Genomic DNA, 15686 nt, shown 5'->3' on the forward strand with positions numbered 1-15686 from the left:
ACTGAACAGCTAGTATGGCAGATTAAGCGTACATGTGTAAGCTCAAATTTAGCAGTGTTTTTCTAGATACTCGATAACCTGTTGTCCCGCTTGCTCGGAGGTTAGCTGACTAGACAGCACCATGTGACGCTTTAATTTTCCGCCACCCAGTAAGCTTGCCATCATGCCCTTTACACCACTCTTGTTGCGGTCAACTTCCAGCCATAACTCCAATTCATCACTCGTGCGATTCGCTACGATCTCTAGCTCACGCCAACGCCCGTGATAGGGTCCTGTTGTCGGAACAAATTCAAACTCTTGAACAAATGGCAACGAAAACCCTTTTGTCTCTTCACACTCGACTTGGCGAATACGCAAACCTTGTACCTCTAGCGCAGAAAACACCCCTTCTGTGAGTGGGTCTGGACGAACCGTCAGCGCATCTTTGTCGGTTGGGTCGATGGCATGAGAGATATCTAGCCCCGTTTCTAACCACACTTTGGACTCGCCAACTGTGATAGGAGTATTCCATGGCACCTCAATACTGACATCGAACTCACGCGTTTCCCCAGGATGAATCGTAAACGTGTATGGCAGTTGCCAATGACCAAGCACAAAAGGCCGTTTTACTCGACGAGTTCGCATTGAGTCACCACCATGGCTTCCACGCTCAACGGCTTCTTCAGCTACATACTGGCAACAGAGATCTACATCGATATTGTCAATGTCTTGCTCTATGCGACCACCATAGACAAAAATTTTCAGCTCTACTGGCTCCCCTGGAAAGAGGACATTCTGTTGCAAGACGGTATCCACTTTCGCCGAACCAATACCAAAACTTGCTAAGGTTTTTTTGAGAAAAGACATATTGACCTCCTTGCCATACCATCGATGCGGCGTTGTCTATAAATGCATCGAATTATCATCCCTTTATACACCATTTAGCCTGCAACTAAAGTGCTGATTAAACACTTTTCATAAACAAGAATGTTTATTTATCGACCAATATTGTGATCAGTGGTACTCTTTTAAGTGACGGCCAGATCGTCACAACTCCTTACTGATGGATTGGATAGGCGAAAGCCATAGAGCAAGATTTTGTTGAAACAAAAGACAACTCAAGATCAGTAAGGCCATTACTTCGGCAATGGATATGCCTGACAGTTAGGTATCTAAATGCGACCAACAACAGTCAGGTTCTCGCACACCAACCGCAGTGCGATGCGTCGTCGCAGTGGATTTGTTTCCGCTCCGATGGCAAAGAAAGCAGCTCCAAAAATGACGTTAGTGGAGCAACAAGCTCTACAAGCTCCTGCTTCTTCTAATGTTGTAAGAGCAGCTTAATGAAAAGCGCAGTCCATACTGCGCTTTTTCTTTTCTCGCACTCTCCAAAGTCCCAAGTTTCTTGAGGTTACTCGCCGATATCTGGTACTTTAACGCTATAACTACCTATAAAATGAAAGTACAGCGGAGAAAGTGATGCAATGTCATCGTATTGAGGAGCTACTAGAGCTTCTACAACCTGAGTGGATTAAAGACCAAGAGCTCAACCTATTAGAATTCATCGTTAAACTGGCACAAGAAGCGGGCTACGAGGGTAAGTTGGAAGACTTAACCGACGATGTGTTGATCTACCACCTTAAAATGCGCAACAGCGACAAAGAAGAGATGATCCCAGGTCTTAAAAAAGACCAAGAAGATGATTTCAAAACGGCCATTCTACGCGCACGCGGCCTGATTGACTAACCAGTAATCAGCGACACAAGGCGACCATTTATGGTCGCTTTTTTATTGCCTGCTAAAACAAGGCTTGGGATTTCTCAATCGCCATAAGTAAAGCGATGGTTATAAAAGTGATATGGGCAGCTAAAATATTGTAAATATCTCGCTATAATCGCAGCATAATAACAAGAGCCACCCAATGTGACTCGTCGTAAGGAAGCCCAATGAGTCAGGAAAAAATAGACGTCAAAAACGTGACGCCTAAAACCTTCAACCCAAAAACCCATAAGGGAGCGGATGACCGATTCAATCCTAGCAATCGCATATACGTTCGAGAAAGCAAAGGCACCTATCAAAAACTAAGACGCTACGGTGGATGGTTCTTACTAGTTCTTTTTGCAGCCATCCCTTGGATTCCTTTTGGGGAAAGGCAGGCTGTATTGCTGGATATTGGACAGCAACAGTTCAACTTCTTTGGCACTACGCTTTATCCTCAAGATTTAACCCTGCTTGCACTCTTATTCATGATTGCCGCATTTGGCTTATTCTTCATTACCACTTTTCTTGGTCGAGTCTGGTGTGGGTATTTATGCCCACAGACTGTGTGGACCTTCATGTACATTTGGTTTGAAGAAAAACTGGAAGGCAGTGCCAACAAAAGGCGTAAGCAAGACTCAGGAAAGTTAACCGTAAACCTAGCCATGCGTAAAGGGCTCAAGCATTTTTCTTGGTTAGTCATTGCCCTGCTCACTGGCTTTACCTTTGTTGGTTACTTCGTGCCAATTCGAGAGTTAATATTCGGATTTTTTACCCTAGATGTCGCTTTCTGGCCGGCTTTTTGGGTTATCTTTTTCATGCTTTGCACCTACGGGAATGCGGGGTGGATGCGCTCAATCATGTGTCTACACATGTGCCCCTACGCGCGATTTCAATCAGCCATGTTCGACAAAGACACGTTCATTGTTGGCTACAACACCCAGCGTGGTGAAACGCGTGGCCCGCGTTCTCGCAAGGCCGATCACAAGCAGATGGGTTTAGGTGACTGTATTGATTGCAACCTTTGTGTCCAAGTGTGCCCAACGGGCATCGATATTCGTGACGGGTTACAGTATGAGTGCATCAACTGTGGGGCTTGTATTGATGCGTGTGACCATACAATGGACCGAATGGGTTATCAAAAAGGCCTGATTAGCTATACCACGGAACACCGCCTCGCCGGTGATGAAACGAAAATCATGCGGCCAAAATTGCTCGGTTATGGCGCAATTTTGCTGGTGATGATCGGCTTGTTCTTTACTCAAGTCGCGAGTGTAGACCCAGCAGGTTTAAGCGTACTTCGCGATCGTAACCAACTCTTTCGGGTCAACAACTCCGGTGAAATTGAAAACACTTACACCCTAAAAATCATCAACAAGACGCAACAAGTACAAACCTACCAACTTGATGTTGAAGGGCTTGCTGATGTCAGTTGGTATGGGCGTCAAACCATACAAGTCGCACCAGGCGAGGTACTAAGCCAACCAATGAGCCTCGGCGTCAACCCTGACACATTATCCTCACCCGTATCCACAATTCAGTTTATACTCAGCGATAGTGGAAACTTTACCGTTCAAGTAGAAAGTCGCTTCATTAAGAAGCTCTAATTGAAACTACAAGGAACAAGGCTCAGCAATGAGCCTTTTCTCATTATGTCCGAACAATCTTTTAATTTTGATGCTTTGACACCTGATTTAATGTGGTATGCCTTAGAGAGCGTTGGCATTCGAGCAGAGTCAGGTCTGCTGGCACTCAATAGCTACGAAAACCGCGTCTATCAATTTACCGACGAAGAGCGTCAGCGCTATGTCGTCAAGTTTTATCGCCCTCAACGTTGGAGCACAGAGCAAATACAGGAGGAGCACGACTTCACCCTCGAGCTCGTCGAAGCGGAGATTCCTGTCGCAGCCCCGCTCAAACTTAACGGCTCAACCCTTCACCATTATCAGGGTTATGCTTTTGCTGTCTTCCCTAGCGTCGGTGGGCGTCAATTTGAGGTAGATAACTACGATCAACTCGAAGGCGTTGGGCGCTATCTTGGACGCATCCACAAAGTCGGCAGTCGAACCTCATTTGCTCACCGCCCAACAATAGGCCTTGAAGAGTACTTACATAAACCGAGAGAGCTGCTGCAAAATAGTCAGTTTATTCCCCTTCATCTTGAGAACGCATTTTTTAATGATCTCGATATGCTGATTCAAGCGGTAAGCCAACGATGGCAAAATGTCGATACTAACCTTCGCCTACATGGTGATTGCCACCCAGGCAACATTCTATGGCGCGATGGCCCTATGTTTGTCGACCTTGATGACTGTCGTAATGGCCCTGCAATACAAGATATCTGGATGCTACTTAATGGCGAGCGCGCAGAAAAACTCGCACAGTTAGACACGGTTTTAGAGGCCTATCAAGAGTTCAGCGATTTTAATCAATCTGAGCTGAAACTAATCGAGCCGTTGCGCGGTCTACGTATGGTGCATTACATGGCTTGGCTGGCAAAAAGATGGCATGACCCTGCATTCCCTATTGCCTTCCCATGGTTTAATGATCCAAAGTATTGGGAAGGCCAAGTCTTAGCATTCAAAGAACAACTTGCGGCATTGGAGGAAGCACCCCTTTCTTTGATGCCACAGTGGTAGTAAAAATGGAGTATATAATGAAAAAACTAATGGCACTGTTTGCCACAATTCTAGTCAGCATCTCGGCACATGCCGCTAATTTTAACGAAGGGACACACTACACTGTATTAGATCTTGAACCGGCGAAGAAACCGGTTGTGACCGAGTTCTTCTCGTTCTATTGCCCACACTGCCACTCTTTCGAGCCAATCATCGCTCAACTAAAAGCTCAACTTCCTGAGGGTGTAAAGCTGAACAAAAACCACGTGTCATTTATGGGCGGTGCAATGGGGCCATCGATGAGCAAAGCCTATGCAACCATGCTCGCGCTAAAAGTTGAAGACAAAATGGCACCGATTATTTTCAACCGCATCCACAACTTAAACCAAGCGCCACGTAACGATGAAGAGCTACGCCAAATCTTCCTTGATGAAGGTATCGATGCGAAAAAATATGACTCTACGTTTAATGGCTTCGCAGTAGACTCAATGGTTCGTCGCTTTGATAAGCAGTTCCAAGACAGCGGTTTGCGTGGTGTTCCTGCCGTTATCGTCAACAACCGTTACCTTGTTGAAGCTAGCTCAATATCTTCTGTCGATGAGTACTTTGAACTGGTTAATTACCTGCTAGAGCAATAATCTCTCAGCCCTAACTATGTCAAAGGGGAGCATTCGCTCCCCTTTCTTTATTCCCAAATCACTCGCGGTGAATGTCTTTAAGCTGCTGGTCTTTCTTTTCCCAACGCTGCACCAACCAACGCTGAAAGTCGCGCTTAAATGGCTTGTCATTGAAGTAATCCCCAGTGACACTCTCATCAACAGGCAAGACATCGACTCTAACGACAATCTTACTCATTTTACCCATCAGCATCTCTTTGAATGGCTGATCTGGATTGTTTGGGTATGCCAAGGTGACATCAATAATGCTATCAAACTGCTCCCCCATCGCTGCGAGTGTATATGCAATTCCACCAGACTTAGGCTGTAGTAAATACTCGTAACCCGCTTGGCTCTTCGCCTGTTTTTGTGGAGTGAACCGTGTACCCTCCACATAGTTCACTACCGTCGTCGGTGTATGCTGGAACTTGGCACACGATTGGCGAGTCGTCGCGAGATCTTGCCCACGCTTTTCAGGGTTACGCAGTAGGTACTCTCGTGAATAACGGCGCATAAATGGCATATCCAGCGCCCAACACGCCATGCCAATAAATGGCACATACAGCAATTGTTGCTTTAAGAAAAACTTCGGCATAGGAATACGATCTTTAAACACACAACACAACACGACAATATCAGTCCAGCTTAAGTGATTACTGATCATCAGATACCAGCCGTCTTTATGCAGCCCTTCGATCTCTTCGACATCCCATTCAACATCATTAGAAATTTCCAGAATGGCAGCATTCACCGTAGCCCAAAGCCACATCACTTTGTTGGCCGCTGCCGTCCCTTTCGCTTTCAACTTTGGCGTAGGTAGCAAAAGCTTAATGATGGCTATCAAGCAAATCAGCACAGAGCAAACCGCTGAATTAAGAATGACTAACGCTGCGTTGAGTACCATAAGTAATTGGGCAAGCATGGAAAAAGACGACCTTACAAACTGGAAGATAAAAAACGGTGGCCAATTATACTAATCCCACAGCCGGATGTAAGCCCTTGTATTAATGGTCAGATTACTCGCTACTTACACCGCTTGAGCAGTCAACTGCTTCAATAAACGATCCATGGCACGATACCCCAACGCTTCTGCCAAGTGTGCTCGGTTTACTGACGGCTGTTGTTCTAAATCTGCGATGGTTCGCGCCACTTTAATGATTCGATGATAGGCTCGAATCGAAAGCCCCAAACGATGTAACGCATTTTCGAGAAACTCAGCATCGGCCTTCTTAAGTGGACAGTCCCTCTCTATCTCTTGTGAGCCTAGCAGTGCATTTACTTTTCCCCCCCGACTCAGCATGGTTTCTCTTGCCTGCAGCACTCGTTGTTTCACTGTATAAGTCGACTCACCTCGCTCTCCTCCTTGTGCCAACGTGCCTTTAGGTAGCGATGGGATCTCTAGTGACATATCAAAACGATCGAGTAACGGGCCAGATAAACGATTGAGATAGCGCAATATGACTTGTGGGTTTACTCGCGCCTGATTGCCTTCGTAATACCCTGTTGGGCTTGGATTCAGCGCCCCGACTAGCTGAAAACGGGCGGGAAAGCGTGTTTTTCCTTGAGCTCGAGAAATAATAATCTCACCAGACTCTAGCGGCTCACGTAGTGAATCAAGCACTTTTCTCTCAAATTCGGGCATCTCATCGAGGAACAGCAGGCCGTTGTGTGCAAGCGAGATCTCCCCCGGACGCGGGATGCTTCCACCACCGACAAGAGCCGCCATAGAGCTCGAGTGGTGCGGAGCACGAAACGGTCTCTGACGCCAGTTGTGTTCGTTAATATCTTGCTGCGTAAGCGAGGCCACGGAGGCGGTATCCATCGCCTCTTCATCACTCATTTGCGGCAGCAAGTCACACAAACGTGAGGCTAACATCGTTTTTCCTGTACCAGGGGGGCCCAAAAACAGAAGGTTATGACTGCCTGCTGCCGCAATCTCAAGAGCTCTTTTGCCTTGCTGCTGACCGATAATATCCTGTAAATCACGCTCTGCTGAGGGGGGCTGATCAGCGGTCGGCGTTTGATGTAATGACAGTTTTTGCTGGCCACATAACTCCGCACACACCTCGAGCAAACTCTCAGCAGAGCGGTGGGCGTCTTTGTCGACTAACGCCGCTTGATCACCATTATCGTGGGGTACAATTAAGGTTCGTTGTTTCTTTGTCGCCGATAATGCCGCTGGTAACACGCCTTTGACCGCCCGAAGCTCTCCAGAAAGCGCTAGCTCACCAATAAACTCTTTATGTCCAAGCTCGGAAAATGGAATTTGCTCAGACGCAGCCAGTATGCCAAGTGCAATCGGCAAATCAAATCGTCCCCCATCTTTGGGCAGGTCTGCGGGGGCAAGGTTTACCGTGATCCTTTTCGATGGGAACTCAAAATTTGAGTTAATGATGGCACTACGCACGCGATCTTTGGCCTCTTTTACCGTGGTCTCCGCTAGTCCCACCAGCGAAAAGCCGGGCATACCATTACTGATATGCACCTCAACTGTGACTTCTGGCGCTTCAACCCCAACGCTGGCGCGACTATGGATGATCGCAAGGCTCATTCGAATCTATTCCCTACTCAATAATACAGAAAATTGAACGCATCATGAGTGGAGTCACATTGAGTGTCACAGCACATTCCAAGACAACGCGATGCACGCCAGTTTATTGTGCAAAGCCAATGTAAAAACAAATGAGAAAACGACGCCTAACCGGACAAAGTGGTGTTAAACAGAGAAAATCCGACTAATTCACCACAATTTACGCAAACGTTTATCAGTCATATCCCCCACTATAGACACATATAACCAAATAAAGTAACGGTTTGTACAAAAAATTAAACATATAAATCCATGAAGTAAACATATAGCAGACTATGCGATCACTCAAAATTTCAGCAGTGATGTTAAATTTTCCCTTGTCATTTAGCAGTTTTGTATGTTACCACTAGAGGCAGACGACAATTCGTAACCAAATTAATAATGAAATCTATCTTCGCACTTAACACTCTGCTAGCCCTGATTATCGTGGTCATTATTGACACCGCGCGGGGTCGAGTGGGCGAAAGATAACCACCGAATTTTAAAAACCCCCGCACTGAAAAGTCCGGGGGTTTTTTTACACTATTACGATTTAAAAACTCATTAAATTGAGTCTTTTGGAACAGAGAACGGGAGCGCACATGATGTGCAAGCAAGAAGCTCATCGCAATGAAGCGATACATGGAGGATCACAATGACTGGAGCAGAGTTAGTTGTATCCGCATTAAAACAACAAGGCATTGAAACCGTTTTTGGTTATCCGGGCGGTGCCATCATGCCTATCTATGATGCTTTATATGACGGTGGTGTTGAACACATATTGTGTCGCCATGAGCAAGGGGCTGCAATGGCAGCAATCGGCATGGCGAGAGCTCAACAAGATGTTGCGGTATGCATGGCAACTTCTGGGCCAGGTGCGACCAACCTCGTCACTGGTCTCGCCGACGCTTTCCTTGATTCAATCCCGCTCGTCGCTATCACAGGTCAGGTGGCGAGCTCCCATATCGGTACCGATGCATTCCAAGAAATGGATGTGATTGGGATGTCTCTTGCGTGTACAAAGCACAGTTACCTAGTGACCGATATCGAAGACTTAGCCCCAACGCTATCTGAAGCATTTGAGGTAGCAAAAACAGGTCGCCCGGGGCCTGTGATTGTTGATATCGCTAAAGATGTTCAGCTTGCCCAAGCTCCGATTGAAATTTTACCCGAGTTTGAGCATATTCCGTTCCCAGTTCCAACACCTGAGTCTTATCGTCTCGCCAATGCGCTACTCAAAGAGTCTAAACGCCCTGTCTTGTATGTCGGTGGTGGGGTTCAGTTGGCGCACTCAACAGACACTGTACGTTCATTTTTGTCTGATAACCCAATGCCTTCTGTCAGCACCCTAAAAGGCTTAGGAACGATTGATCGTCACGATCCCCATTACTTGGGCATGCTAGGCATGCACGGGACAAAAGCAGCAAATTTAGTGGTGCAAGAATGTGACTTGCTCATCGTTGTTGGCGCTCGTTTTGATGACCGAGTGACGGGTAAGCTAGACACCTTTGCACCAAACGCAAAAGTCATTCACATCGATATCGATGCTGCTGAGATCAATAAATTACGTCATGCTCATGCTGCTCTGCGTGGTGACATTCGTGAGATCCTGCCGCAACTGCATCTAGAGCACGATATCGCTCCATGGCTGCACCATACCGAAAGCCTAAGAAGCGGCTTTAAATGGCGCTATGATCACCCAGGTGAGCTTATCTATGCACCACTACTGCTCAAACAGCTTTCAGACATGATGCCAGAGTCATCCATGATTTCGACGGATGTGGGCCAGCACCAAATGTGGGCAGCGCAACACATCCAGCCGCGCGATCCGCAGAATTTCATTACTTCCGCTGGGCTTGGCACAATGGGCTTTGGTTTACCTGCCGCTATGGGGGCTGCCGTTGCTCGACCAGACGATCAGTCGATTCTTATCTCTGGTGACGGCTCATTCATGATGAATGTTCAAGAGCTTGGCACACTAAAGCGCCGCCAGATCCCAGTAAAGATGGTGCTAATCAATAACCAGCGTCTTGGCATGGTTCGTCAATGGCAGTCTCTGTTCTTTGATGGCCGCCATAGTGAAACGATTCTCGACGATAACCCTGACTTTGTAATGCTGGCAAAAGCATTCGATATCCCGGGTAAAACCATTACCAAGAAAGAAGAAGTCGAGCCTGCACTGAAAGAGATGCTGGAAAGTAAAACCGCTTACCTACTGCATATTCTGATCGATGAAGAAGAAAATGTTTGGCCACTTGTACCACCTGGTGCATCAAATAGTGATATGTTGGAGAACACCTAATGGAAAGATATTTATTAGACATCAAAGCAGACGATAAACCGGTACTGCTTGAACGTGTTCTTCGCGTGGTTCGCCACCGTGGCTTCGTCGTTAAACAGGTCGCAGGCACTCAGAATCACGAGAGTAAAATTGCAAGTGTAGAGATTATTGTCGATAGCGATCGCCCAATCTCATTCTTAACTAATCAAATTGAAAAATTGTGGGATGTCATCAGCGTAGATGTTATCAAAATCAATAACAACGAACTGCCAAACAACAACCTACAACAACGAGTAAACGCATAAGGAAGGCAACAATGGCAACAAAAACAGCTGATTACATTTGGTTCAATGGTGAAATGGTTCCATGGGCTGAGGCCAACGTACACGTTTTAACTCACGCGATGCACTACGGTACGTCAGTGTTTGAGGGCGTACGCTGCTACAACACGCCGAAAGGACCGATTGTCTTCCGTCACCGTGAGCATGCTCAGCGCCTTAAAGACTCTGGCAAGATCTATCGCTTCCCTATTCCATACACCGTAGATGAAATCATGGAAGCGACGCGCGAAACGCTGCGTCAAAACAATCTAGATAGCGCTTACATTCGTCCTCTGGGCTTTGTTGGTAATGTCGGTTTAGGTGTTTGCCCTCCTGTTGATACCGAAATGGATCTGATTATTGCTGCTTTCCCATGGGGCTCATACCTCGGAGAAGAAGCACTAGAGAACGGTGTAGATGCAATGATCTCGAGTTGGAATCGAGCGGCACCGAACACGATCCCAACAGCGGCAAAAGCGGGTGGTAACTACCTATCTTCACTACTCGTTGGTGGCGAAGCTCGCCGCCACGGTTACGATGAAGGTATTGCATTGAGTGTCGATGGTTACCTCTCTGAAGGTGCGGGTGAAAATATCTTCGTTATTAAAGATGGCGTGATCACTACCCCACCAGCAACCAGCGCAATTCTACCGGGTATCACCCGTGACTCGATCATGACCATTGCTCGTGACAAAGGTTATGAAGTTCGTGAAGCGAACATTGCCCGTGAAGCACTTTACCTTGCTGATGAAGTGTTTATGACAGGCACTGCCGCTGAGATTGTCCCTGTTGCCACTGTCGATAAGATTGAAGTAGGCACAGGCAAACGCGGCCCAATCACCAAAGAGATGCAAGACGCCTACTTTGGCCTATTCAACGGCACCACTGAAGATAAGTGGGGCTGGTTAGATTACGTTTACCCAGAAGCATAAGAGAAGGATTACGACATGCCTAAATATAGATCAGCCACTACCACACATGGCCGCAACATGGCGGGTGCTCGAGCACTGTGGCGTGCAACTGGGGTAAAAGATGAAGACTTCGGCAAACCAATAATTGCCGTTGTGAACTCCTTCACTCAATTCGTTCCGGGTCACGTTCACTTAAAAGACCTAGGCCAACTGGTCGCAAAAGAAATTGAAGCCGCAGGTGGTATCGCAAAAGAGTTTAATACCATTGCAGTCGATGACGGTATCGCAATGGGCCACGGCGGCATGCTCTACTCACTGCCATCACGTGAACTTATCGCTGACTCAGTGGAATACATGGTCAATGCACACTGTGCTGACGCAATGGTGTGTATCTCCAACTGTGACAAAATCACCCCAGGAATGCTCATGGCCTCGATGCGCCTAAACATCCCGGTAATTTTTGTCTCTGGTGGCCCAATGGAAGCCGGTAAGACGAAGCTATCAGACCAGATCATCAAACTCGACTTAGTTGATGCCATGATGCAAGGTGCCGATCCTAATGTTTCGGATGAGCAAAGTGAGCAGATTGAACGCTCTGCATGTCCTACATGTGGCTCTTGTTCAGGCATGTTCACTGCTAACTCGATGAACTGCCTCACCGAAGCACTTGGCCTGTCTCAGCCGGGTAATGGCTCGATGCTTGCGACTCACGCAGATCGTCGCGATCTCTTTGTCAATGCTGGTAAGCGTATCGTTGAGCTTACTCGTCGCTACTACGAACAAGATGATGCCTCTGCCCTGCCACGCAATATCGCGACAAAAGCGGCTTTTGAGAATGCGATGGCGCTCGACATCGCAATGGGTGGTTCAACCAATACCGTGTTGCACCTATTGGCGGCCGCTCAAGAGGGTGAAGTTGAGTTTGATATGGAAGACATTGACCAAATGTCTCGCCGCGTACCGAACCTGTGTAAAGTTGCGCCTTCAACACAGAAGTACCACATGGAAGATGTCCACCGCGCGGGTGGTGTAGTCGGTATCCTAGGTGAATTGGATCGCGCTGGTCTTCTCAACAACCAATCAAAAACGGTACTGGGTCTGACTTGGGAAGAGCAGCTAGCACAGTACGACATCATGTTGACTGATTCTGAAGAGGTCAAATCCTTCTACCGTGCTGGCCCTGCTGGCATTCGTACTACCGAAGCCTTCTCACAAGAGTGTCGTTGGGACAGCCTAGATGCTGACCGCGAGAACGGTTGTATCCGCACCAAAGAGAACGCTTATAGTCAAGACGGCGGTTTAGCCGTACTAAAAGGCAATATCGCTCTTGACGGCTGTATCGTAAAAACTGCCGGTGTAGACGAGAGCATCCTGAAATTCACCGGTCCTGCGGTTGTGTTTGAAAGCCAAGAAGATGCTGTTGAGGGCATTCTAGGTGGCAAAGTCAAAGCGGGTGATGTGGTCATTATTCGCTATGAAGGACCAAAAGGTGGCCCGGGTATGCAAGAGATGCTTTACCCGACAACCTATTTGAAATCGATGGGTCTTGGTAAAGAGTGCGCTCTATTAACGGATGGTCGATTCTCTGGTGGTACATCAGGGCTCTCTATTGGTCACGCCTCTCCTGAAGCAGCTAATGGCGGCACGATTGGCTTGGTCAAGGATGGCGATATCATTGCCATTGATATTCCAAATCGCACAATCTCGCTCGAAGTAGGTGAGCAAGAGCTTGCAGAACGTCGCACTAAACAAGATCAGTTAGGCTGGAAACCAGCTCAACGTGAACGCGAAGTGTCATTTGCATTGAAAGCTTACGCTAGCATGGCCACCAGCGCAGACAAAGGTGCAGTACGAGACAAATCTAAGCTAGAGGGCTAGCTTATGACATTAACAACGGAAACGGGCGCAGATTATCTGCGCCAAATCCTCCGAGCTCCCGTTTATGAAGTGGCGACAGTTACGCCACTTCAAGAGATGCCACGCTTGTCAGCACGCATTCATAACAACGTGCAGCTTAAGCGTGAAGACCGTCAACCTGTGCATTCATTCAAACTGCGTGGTGCATACAACATGGTCTCAAGCCTTTCGGAGCAACAGAAAGCGGCGGGCGTCATCGCAGCCTCTGCAGGCAACCATGCTCAAGGCATGGCACTCTCTGGCACTAAGCTCGGTATCAAGACGACCATCGTGATGCCGAAAACCACGCCTGACATTAAGGTGGAAGCCGTTCGCGGGTTTGGTGGTGAAGTCGTCCTGCACGGGAGTAACTTTGATGAGGCCAAAGCAGAAGCCGAGCGCCTATCAGAATTACACGGCTACACCTTCGTGCCCCCTTTTGATCATCCATTGGTGATCGCAGGACAAGGTACCATTGGCATGGAAATGCTCCAGCAAAATGGTCACCTTGATTATATTTTTGTCCCTGTAGGTGGCGGCGGTTTAGCAGCAGGTGTTGCAGTACTGGTCAAACAGCTTATGCCTGAAATTAAAGTGATTGCTGTGGAGCCGGAAGACTCTTCATGCCTTAAAGCCGCACTCGATGCCGGTGAACCGGTGGTTCTCGATCAAGTCAGTATGTTTGCTGATGGTGTCGCAGTGAAGCGCATTGGCGAAGAGACATTCCGCCTTTGTCAGCAATACATTGATGGGCATGTCGCCGTATCGAGCGACGAAATCTGCGCCGCAGTCAAAGATATCTTTGAAGATACTCGCGCAATCGCAGAGCCTTCTGGCGCGTTAGCGCTGGCTGGCCTTAAGAAATTTGCCGAGAAAAATCAGCTCAGAGATAAAAACTTAGGTACGGTGCTTTCTGGTGCAAATACCAACTTTCATGGCTTGCGCTATGTTTCTGAGCGCTGTGAACTGGGTGAAAAGCGCGAAGGGTTACTGGCTGTTACGATCCCCGAGCGTCAAGGTGCCTTCTTTGAGTTTTGTAACATCATCGGTGGCCGTGCGGTGACTGAGTTTAACTATCGCTACAACGATGATGAACTGGCAAACATATTTGTCGGTGTTCGATTGATGGGAGGGCAAGAAGAACTAGAGAGCATCATCACTGACCTTCGTGATGGTGGATACCCTGTTGTTGACCTTTCAGATGACGAGATGGCGAAACTGCACATCCGCTATATGATTGGTGGCAAGCCATCTAAACCCCTCAAAGAGCGATTGTATAGCTTCGAGTTTCCAGAATACCCCGGCGCATTGCTCAGGTTCTTGAGCACATTGGGCACGCACTGGAACATCAGCCTGTTTAACTACCGCAACCACGGTGCCGACTACGGCCGCGTACTTTGTGGCTTTGAACTCGATGAAGCCGATCTCGTTCAGTTCTCGAGCCATCTGCGTGAGTTGGGTTATCAGTGTAAAGATGAGACCGACAACCCGTCGTATCAGTTCTTTTTATCCTAAACTCTAAGCCAGTCACCAAGACTGGCTTTTTTACCTGTTTTTGAATGCGCTTTGTGCATACATTAAATGTAAATGTTTCATTTTTTTCATATCACTAGTGTGGCTATACTTATCTCGTTTCCTGAGCGAATTTAATTGGAGAATCTCAATGTTTAATGCACTACTCCTGAACCAAGAAGAAAAACGTACTATCGCGACTATTTCTCAAATCGATGAGAGCCAACTACCTGAAGGTGATGTGCTTATCGATGTTGATTACTCATCACTGAACTACAAAGACGGCCTTGCCATCACGGGCAAAGGGAAAATCATTCGTAACTTCCCAATGGTGCCAGGTATTGATCTTGCTGGCACAGTAGTTAGCTCAGAAGATGCTCGTTACTCTGCTGGTGATAGCGTTGTTCTAACAGGTTGGGGCGTTGGTGAAAATCATTGGGGTGGTATGGCTCAGCGCGCGCGTCTAAAAGCCGATTGGCTCGTGCCGCTTCCAAAAGGACTTGATAGCAAGAAAGCCATGATGGTTGGTACTGCAGGCTTTACCGCCATGCTTTGCGTTCAAGCGCTGCTTGACGGTGATGTAAAGCCAGAAGATGGTGAAGTGCTAGTTACTGGTGCGAGTGGTGGTGTTGGCTCTGTTGCAGTAACACTGCTTTCCCAGCTTGGCTATAAAGTTGCTGCAGTAACAGGTCGCGTTGAGCAAAACGGGCCATTACTAGAAAAACTAGGCGCTGCGCGCATTATTGACCGCACAGAGTTTGAAGAGCCAGCACGTCCACTTGAAAAACAAGTGTGGGCAGGCGCTGTCGATACCGTAGGCAGCAAAGTACTAGCCAAAGTTCTTGCGCAAATGGACTACAACAGCACCGTCGCAGCATGCGGCCTAGCGGGTGGTTTCGACCTACCGACAACCGTGATGCCATTTATCCTGCGTAACGTTCGCTTGCAGGGTGTAGATTCTGTTTCTTGCCCAACAGAAAAACGTATTGCGGCATGGGAGAAATTGGTTGAGCTACTACCCGAAAGCTACTTCGAGCAAGCATGTACTGAAGCGACACTTGAGCAAGCACCAAAGTTTGCTGAAGACATTACTAACGGCCAAGTAACAGGACGCGTTGTAATTAAGCTTTAAGCGCTTAAGCACCAACATCGAAACGATGTAGAAACAATATTAGCCGAGCCTCCG

At 47.6% G+C, this 15686-nt stretch carries 14 protein-coding genes; 11 read left to right on the top strand and 3 right to left on the bottom strand.

The features are described 5' to 3' along the window. Positions 1–48: 48 nt before the first annotated feature. Positions 49–846 carry a sporulation protein gene (locus QWZ05_RS12555; RefSeq protein ID WP_290298686.1) on the bottom strand — a complete coding sequence of 266 codons (798 nt, stop codon included), beginning with the start codon at positions 844–846 and terminating at the stop codon, positions 49–51. A 309-nt stretch (positions 847–1155) separates the two neighbouring features. On the opposite strand from QWZ05_RS12555, the gene QWZ05_RS12560 reads away from it, so the two are divergent. From QWZ05_RS12560 to QWZ05_RS12580, 5 genes are all read left to right on the top strand, one after another. Further along, positions 1156–1323: a hypothetical protein gene (locus tag QWZ05_RS12560; RefSeq protein WP_264874685.1), complete on the top strand. Its 168-nt coding sequence runs from the start codon at positions 1156–1158 to the stop codon at positions 1321–1323. A 135-nt stretch (positions 1324–1458) separates the two neighbouring features. After that, complete coding sequence (locus QWZ05_RS12565; RefSeq protein ID WP_264874684.1) at positions 1459–1725, top strand: YihD family protein; 267 nt, start codon at positions 1459–1461, stop codon at positions 1723–1725. Between the two features lie 200 nt (positions 1726–1925). After that, positions 1926–3344: a cytochrome c oxidase accessory protein CcoG gene (gene ccoG / locus QWZ05_RS12570; protein ID WP_290298689.1), complete on the top strand. Its 1419-nt coding sequence runs from the start codon at positions 1926–1928 to the stop codon at positions 3342–3344. Positions 3345–3389: 45 nt separating this feature from the next. Beyond that, entirely contained in the window at positions 3390–4376 is a 987-nt protein-coding gene (locus tag QWZ05_RS12575; protein ID WP_264874682.1) for a serine/threonine protein kinase, read from the top strand. A gap of 17 nt (positions 4377–4393) precedes the next feature. Continuing rightward, on the top strand, positions 4394–4993 hold the full coding sequence (locus QWZ05_RS12580) for a thiol:disulfide interchange protein DsbA/DsbL (RefSeq protein ID WP_289962367.1): 600 nt from the start codon (positions 4394–4396) through the stop codon (positions 4991–4993). A gap of 58 nt (positions 4994–5051) precedes the next feature. On the opposite strand, the gene yihG is transcribed toward QWZ05_RS12580, so the two are convergent. Both yihG and QWZ05_RS12590 read right to left on the bottom strand, forming a co-directional pair. Continuing rightward, entirely contained in the window at positions 5052–5933 is an 882-nt protein-coding gene (gene yihG, locus QWZ05_RS12585) for a 1-acylglycerol-3-phosphate O-acyltransferase, YihG family (protein WP_290298694.1), read from the bottom strand. Between the two features lie 105 nt (positions 5934–6038). Then, positions 6039–7562 carry a YifB family Mg chelatase-like AAA ATPase gene (locus QWZ05_RS12590; RefSeq protein ID WP_290298696.1) on the bottom strand — a complete coding sequence of 508 codons (1524 nt, stop codon included), beginning with the start codon at positions 7560–7562 and terminating at the stop codon, positions 6039–6041. A 673-nt stretch (positions 7563–8235) separates the two neighbouring features. Between QWZ05_RS12590 and ilvG the strand changes: the two genes are divergently transcribed. From ilvG to acuI, 6 genes are all read left to right on the top strand, one after another. Then, on the top strand, positions 8236–9882 hold the full coding sequence (gene ilvG / locus QWZ05_RS12595; RefSeq protein WP_290298697.1) for an acetolactate synthase 2 catalytic subunit: 1647 nt from the start codon (positions 8236–8238) through the stop codon (positions 9880–9882). Further along, positions 9882–10166 carry an acetolactate synthase 2 small subunit gene (gene ilvM, locus QWZ05_RS12600; RefSeq protein ID WP_164646995.1) on the top strand — a complete coding sequence of 95 codons (285 nt, stop codon included), beginning with the start codon at positions 9882–9884 and terminating at the stop codon, positions 10164–10166. Before ilvG ends, ilvM begins: the two co-directional genes overlap by 1 nt. A gap of 11 nt (positions 10167–10177) precedes the next feature. Further along, on the top strand, positions 10178–11113 hold the full coding sequence (ilvE, locus tag QWZ05_RS12605; protein ID WP_290298700.1) for a branched-chain-amino-acid transaminase: 936 nt from the start codon (positions 10178–10180) through the stop codon (positions 11111–11113). 15 nt (positions 11114–11128) lie between these two features. Next, the gene (gene ilvD, locus QWZ05_RS12610) at positions 11129–12970 is read left to right on the top strand and encodes a dihydroxy-acid dehydratase (RefSeq protein WP_264874676.1); all 1842 of its coding nucleotides are present in this window, start codon (positions 11129–11131) and stop codon (positions 12968–12970) included. A gap of 3 nt (positions 12971–12973) precedes the next feature. Next, positions 12974–14503 (top strand): threonine ammonia-lyase, biosynthetic, encoded by a 1530-nt coding sequence (ilvA, locus tag QWZ05_RS12615; RefSeq protein ID WP_264874675.1) that lies wholly within the window; start codon positions 12974–12976, stop codon positions 14501–14503. Positions 14504–14651: 148 nt separating this feature from the next. Further along, positions 14652–15632 carry an acrylyl-CoA reductase (NADPH) gene (gene acuI / locus QWZ05_RS12620; RefSeq protein ID WP_264874674.1) on the top strand — a complete coding sequence of 327 codons (981 nt, stop codon included), beginning with the start codon at positions 14652–14654 and terminating at the stop codon, positions 15630–15632. Positions 15633–15686: the final 54 nt, after the last annotated feature.

The sequence above is a fragment of the Vibrio agarivorans genome, from assembly GCF_030409635.1.
GTDB classification, from domain to species: Bacteria; Pseudomonadota; Gammaproteobacteria; order Enterobacterales; family Vibrionaceae; genus Vibrio; species Vibrio agarivorans.

Excerpts from the sequence above, each read along its gene's own strand:
- QWZ05_RS12575 (WP_264874682.1), top strand. The coding sequence starts at position 3,390 with ATGTCCGAACAATCTTTTAATTTTGATGCTTTGACACCTGATTTAATG.
- QWZ05_RS12590 (WP_290298696.1), bottom strand. The coding sequence starts at position 7,562 with ATGAGCCTTGCGATCATCCATAGTCGCGCCAGCGTTGGGGTTGAAGCG.
- ilvA (WP_264874675.1), top strand. The coding sequence starts at position 12,974 with ATGACATTAACAACGGAAACGGGCGCAGATTATCTGCGCCAAATCCTC.
- ccoG (WP_290298689.1), top strand. The coding sequence starts at position 1,926 with ATGAGTCAGGAAAAAATAGACGTCAAAAACGTGACGCCTAAAACCTTC.
- ilvG (WP_290298697.1), top strand. The coding sequence starts at position 8,236 with ATGACTGGAGCAGAGTTAGTTGTATCCGCATTAAAACAACAAGGCATT.
- yihG (WP_290298694.1), bottom strand. The coding sequence starts at position 5,933 with ATGCTTGCCCAATTACTTATGGTACTCAACGCAGCGTTAGTCATTCTT.
- QWZ05_RS12555 (WP_290298686.1), bottom strand. The coding sequence starts at position 846 with ATGTCTTTTCTCAAAAAAACCTTAGCAAGTTTTGGTATTGGTTCGGCG.
- ilvE (WP_290298700.1), top strand. The coding sequence starts at position 10,178 with ATGGCAACAAAAACAGCTGATTACATTTGGTTCAATGGTGAAATGGTT.
- QWZ05_RS12580 (WP_289962367.1), top strand. The coding sequence starts at position 4,394 with ATGAAAAAACTAATGGCACTGTTTGCCACAATTCTAGTCAGCATCTCG.
- ilvD (WP_264874676.1), top strand. The coding sequence starts at position 11,129 with ATGCCTAAATATAGATCAGCCACTACCACACATGGCCGCAACATGGCG.
- QWZ05_RS12565 (WP_264874684.1), top strand. The coding sequence starts at position 1,459 with ATGCAATGTCATCGTATTGAGGAGCTACTAGAGCTTCTACAACCTGAG.
- ilvM (WP_164646995.1), top strand. The coding sequence starts at position 9,882 with ATGGAAAGATATTTATTAGACATCAAAGCAGACGATAAACCGGTACTG.
- QWZ05_RS12560 (WP_264874685.1), top strand. The coding sequence starts at position 1,156 with ATGCGACCAACAACAGTCAGGTTCTCGCACACCAACCGCAGTGCGATG.
- acuI (WP_264874674.1), top strand. The coding sequence starts at position 14,652 with ATGTTTAATGCACTACTCCTGAACCAAGAAGAAAAACGTACTATCGCG.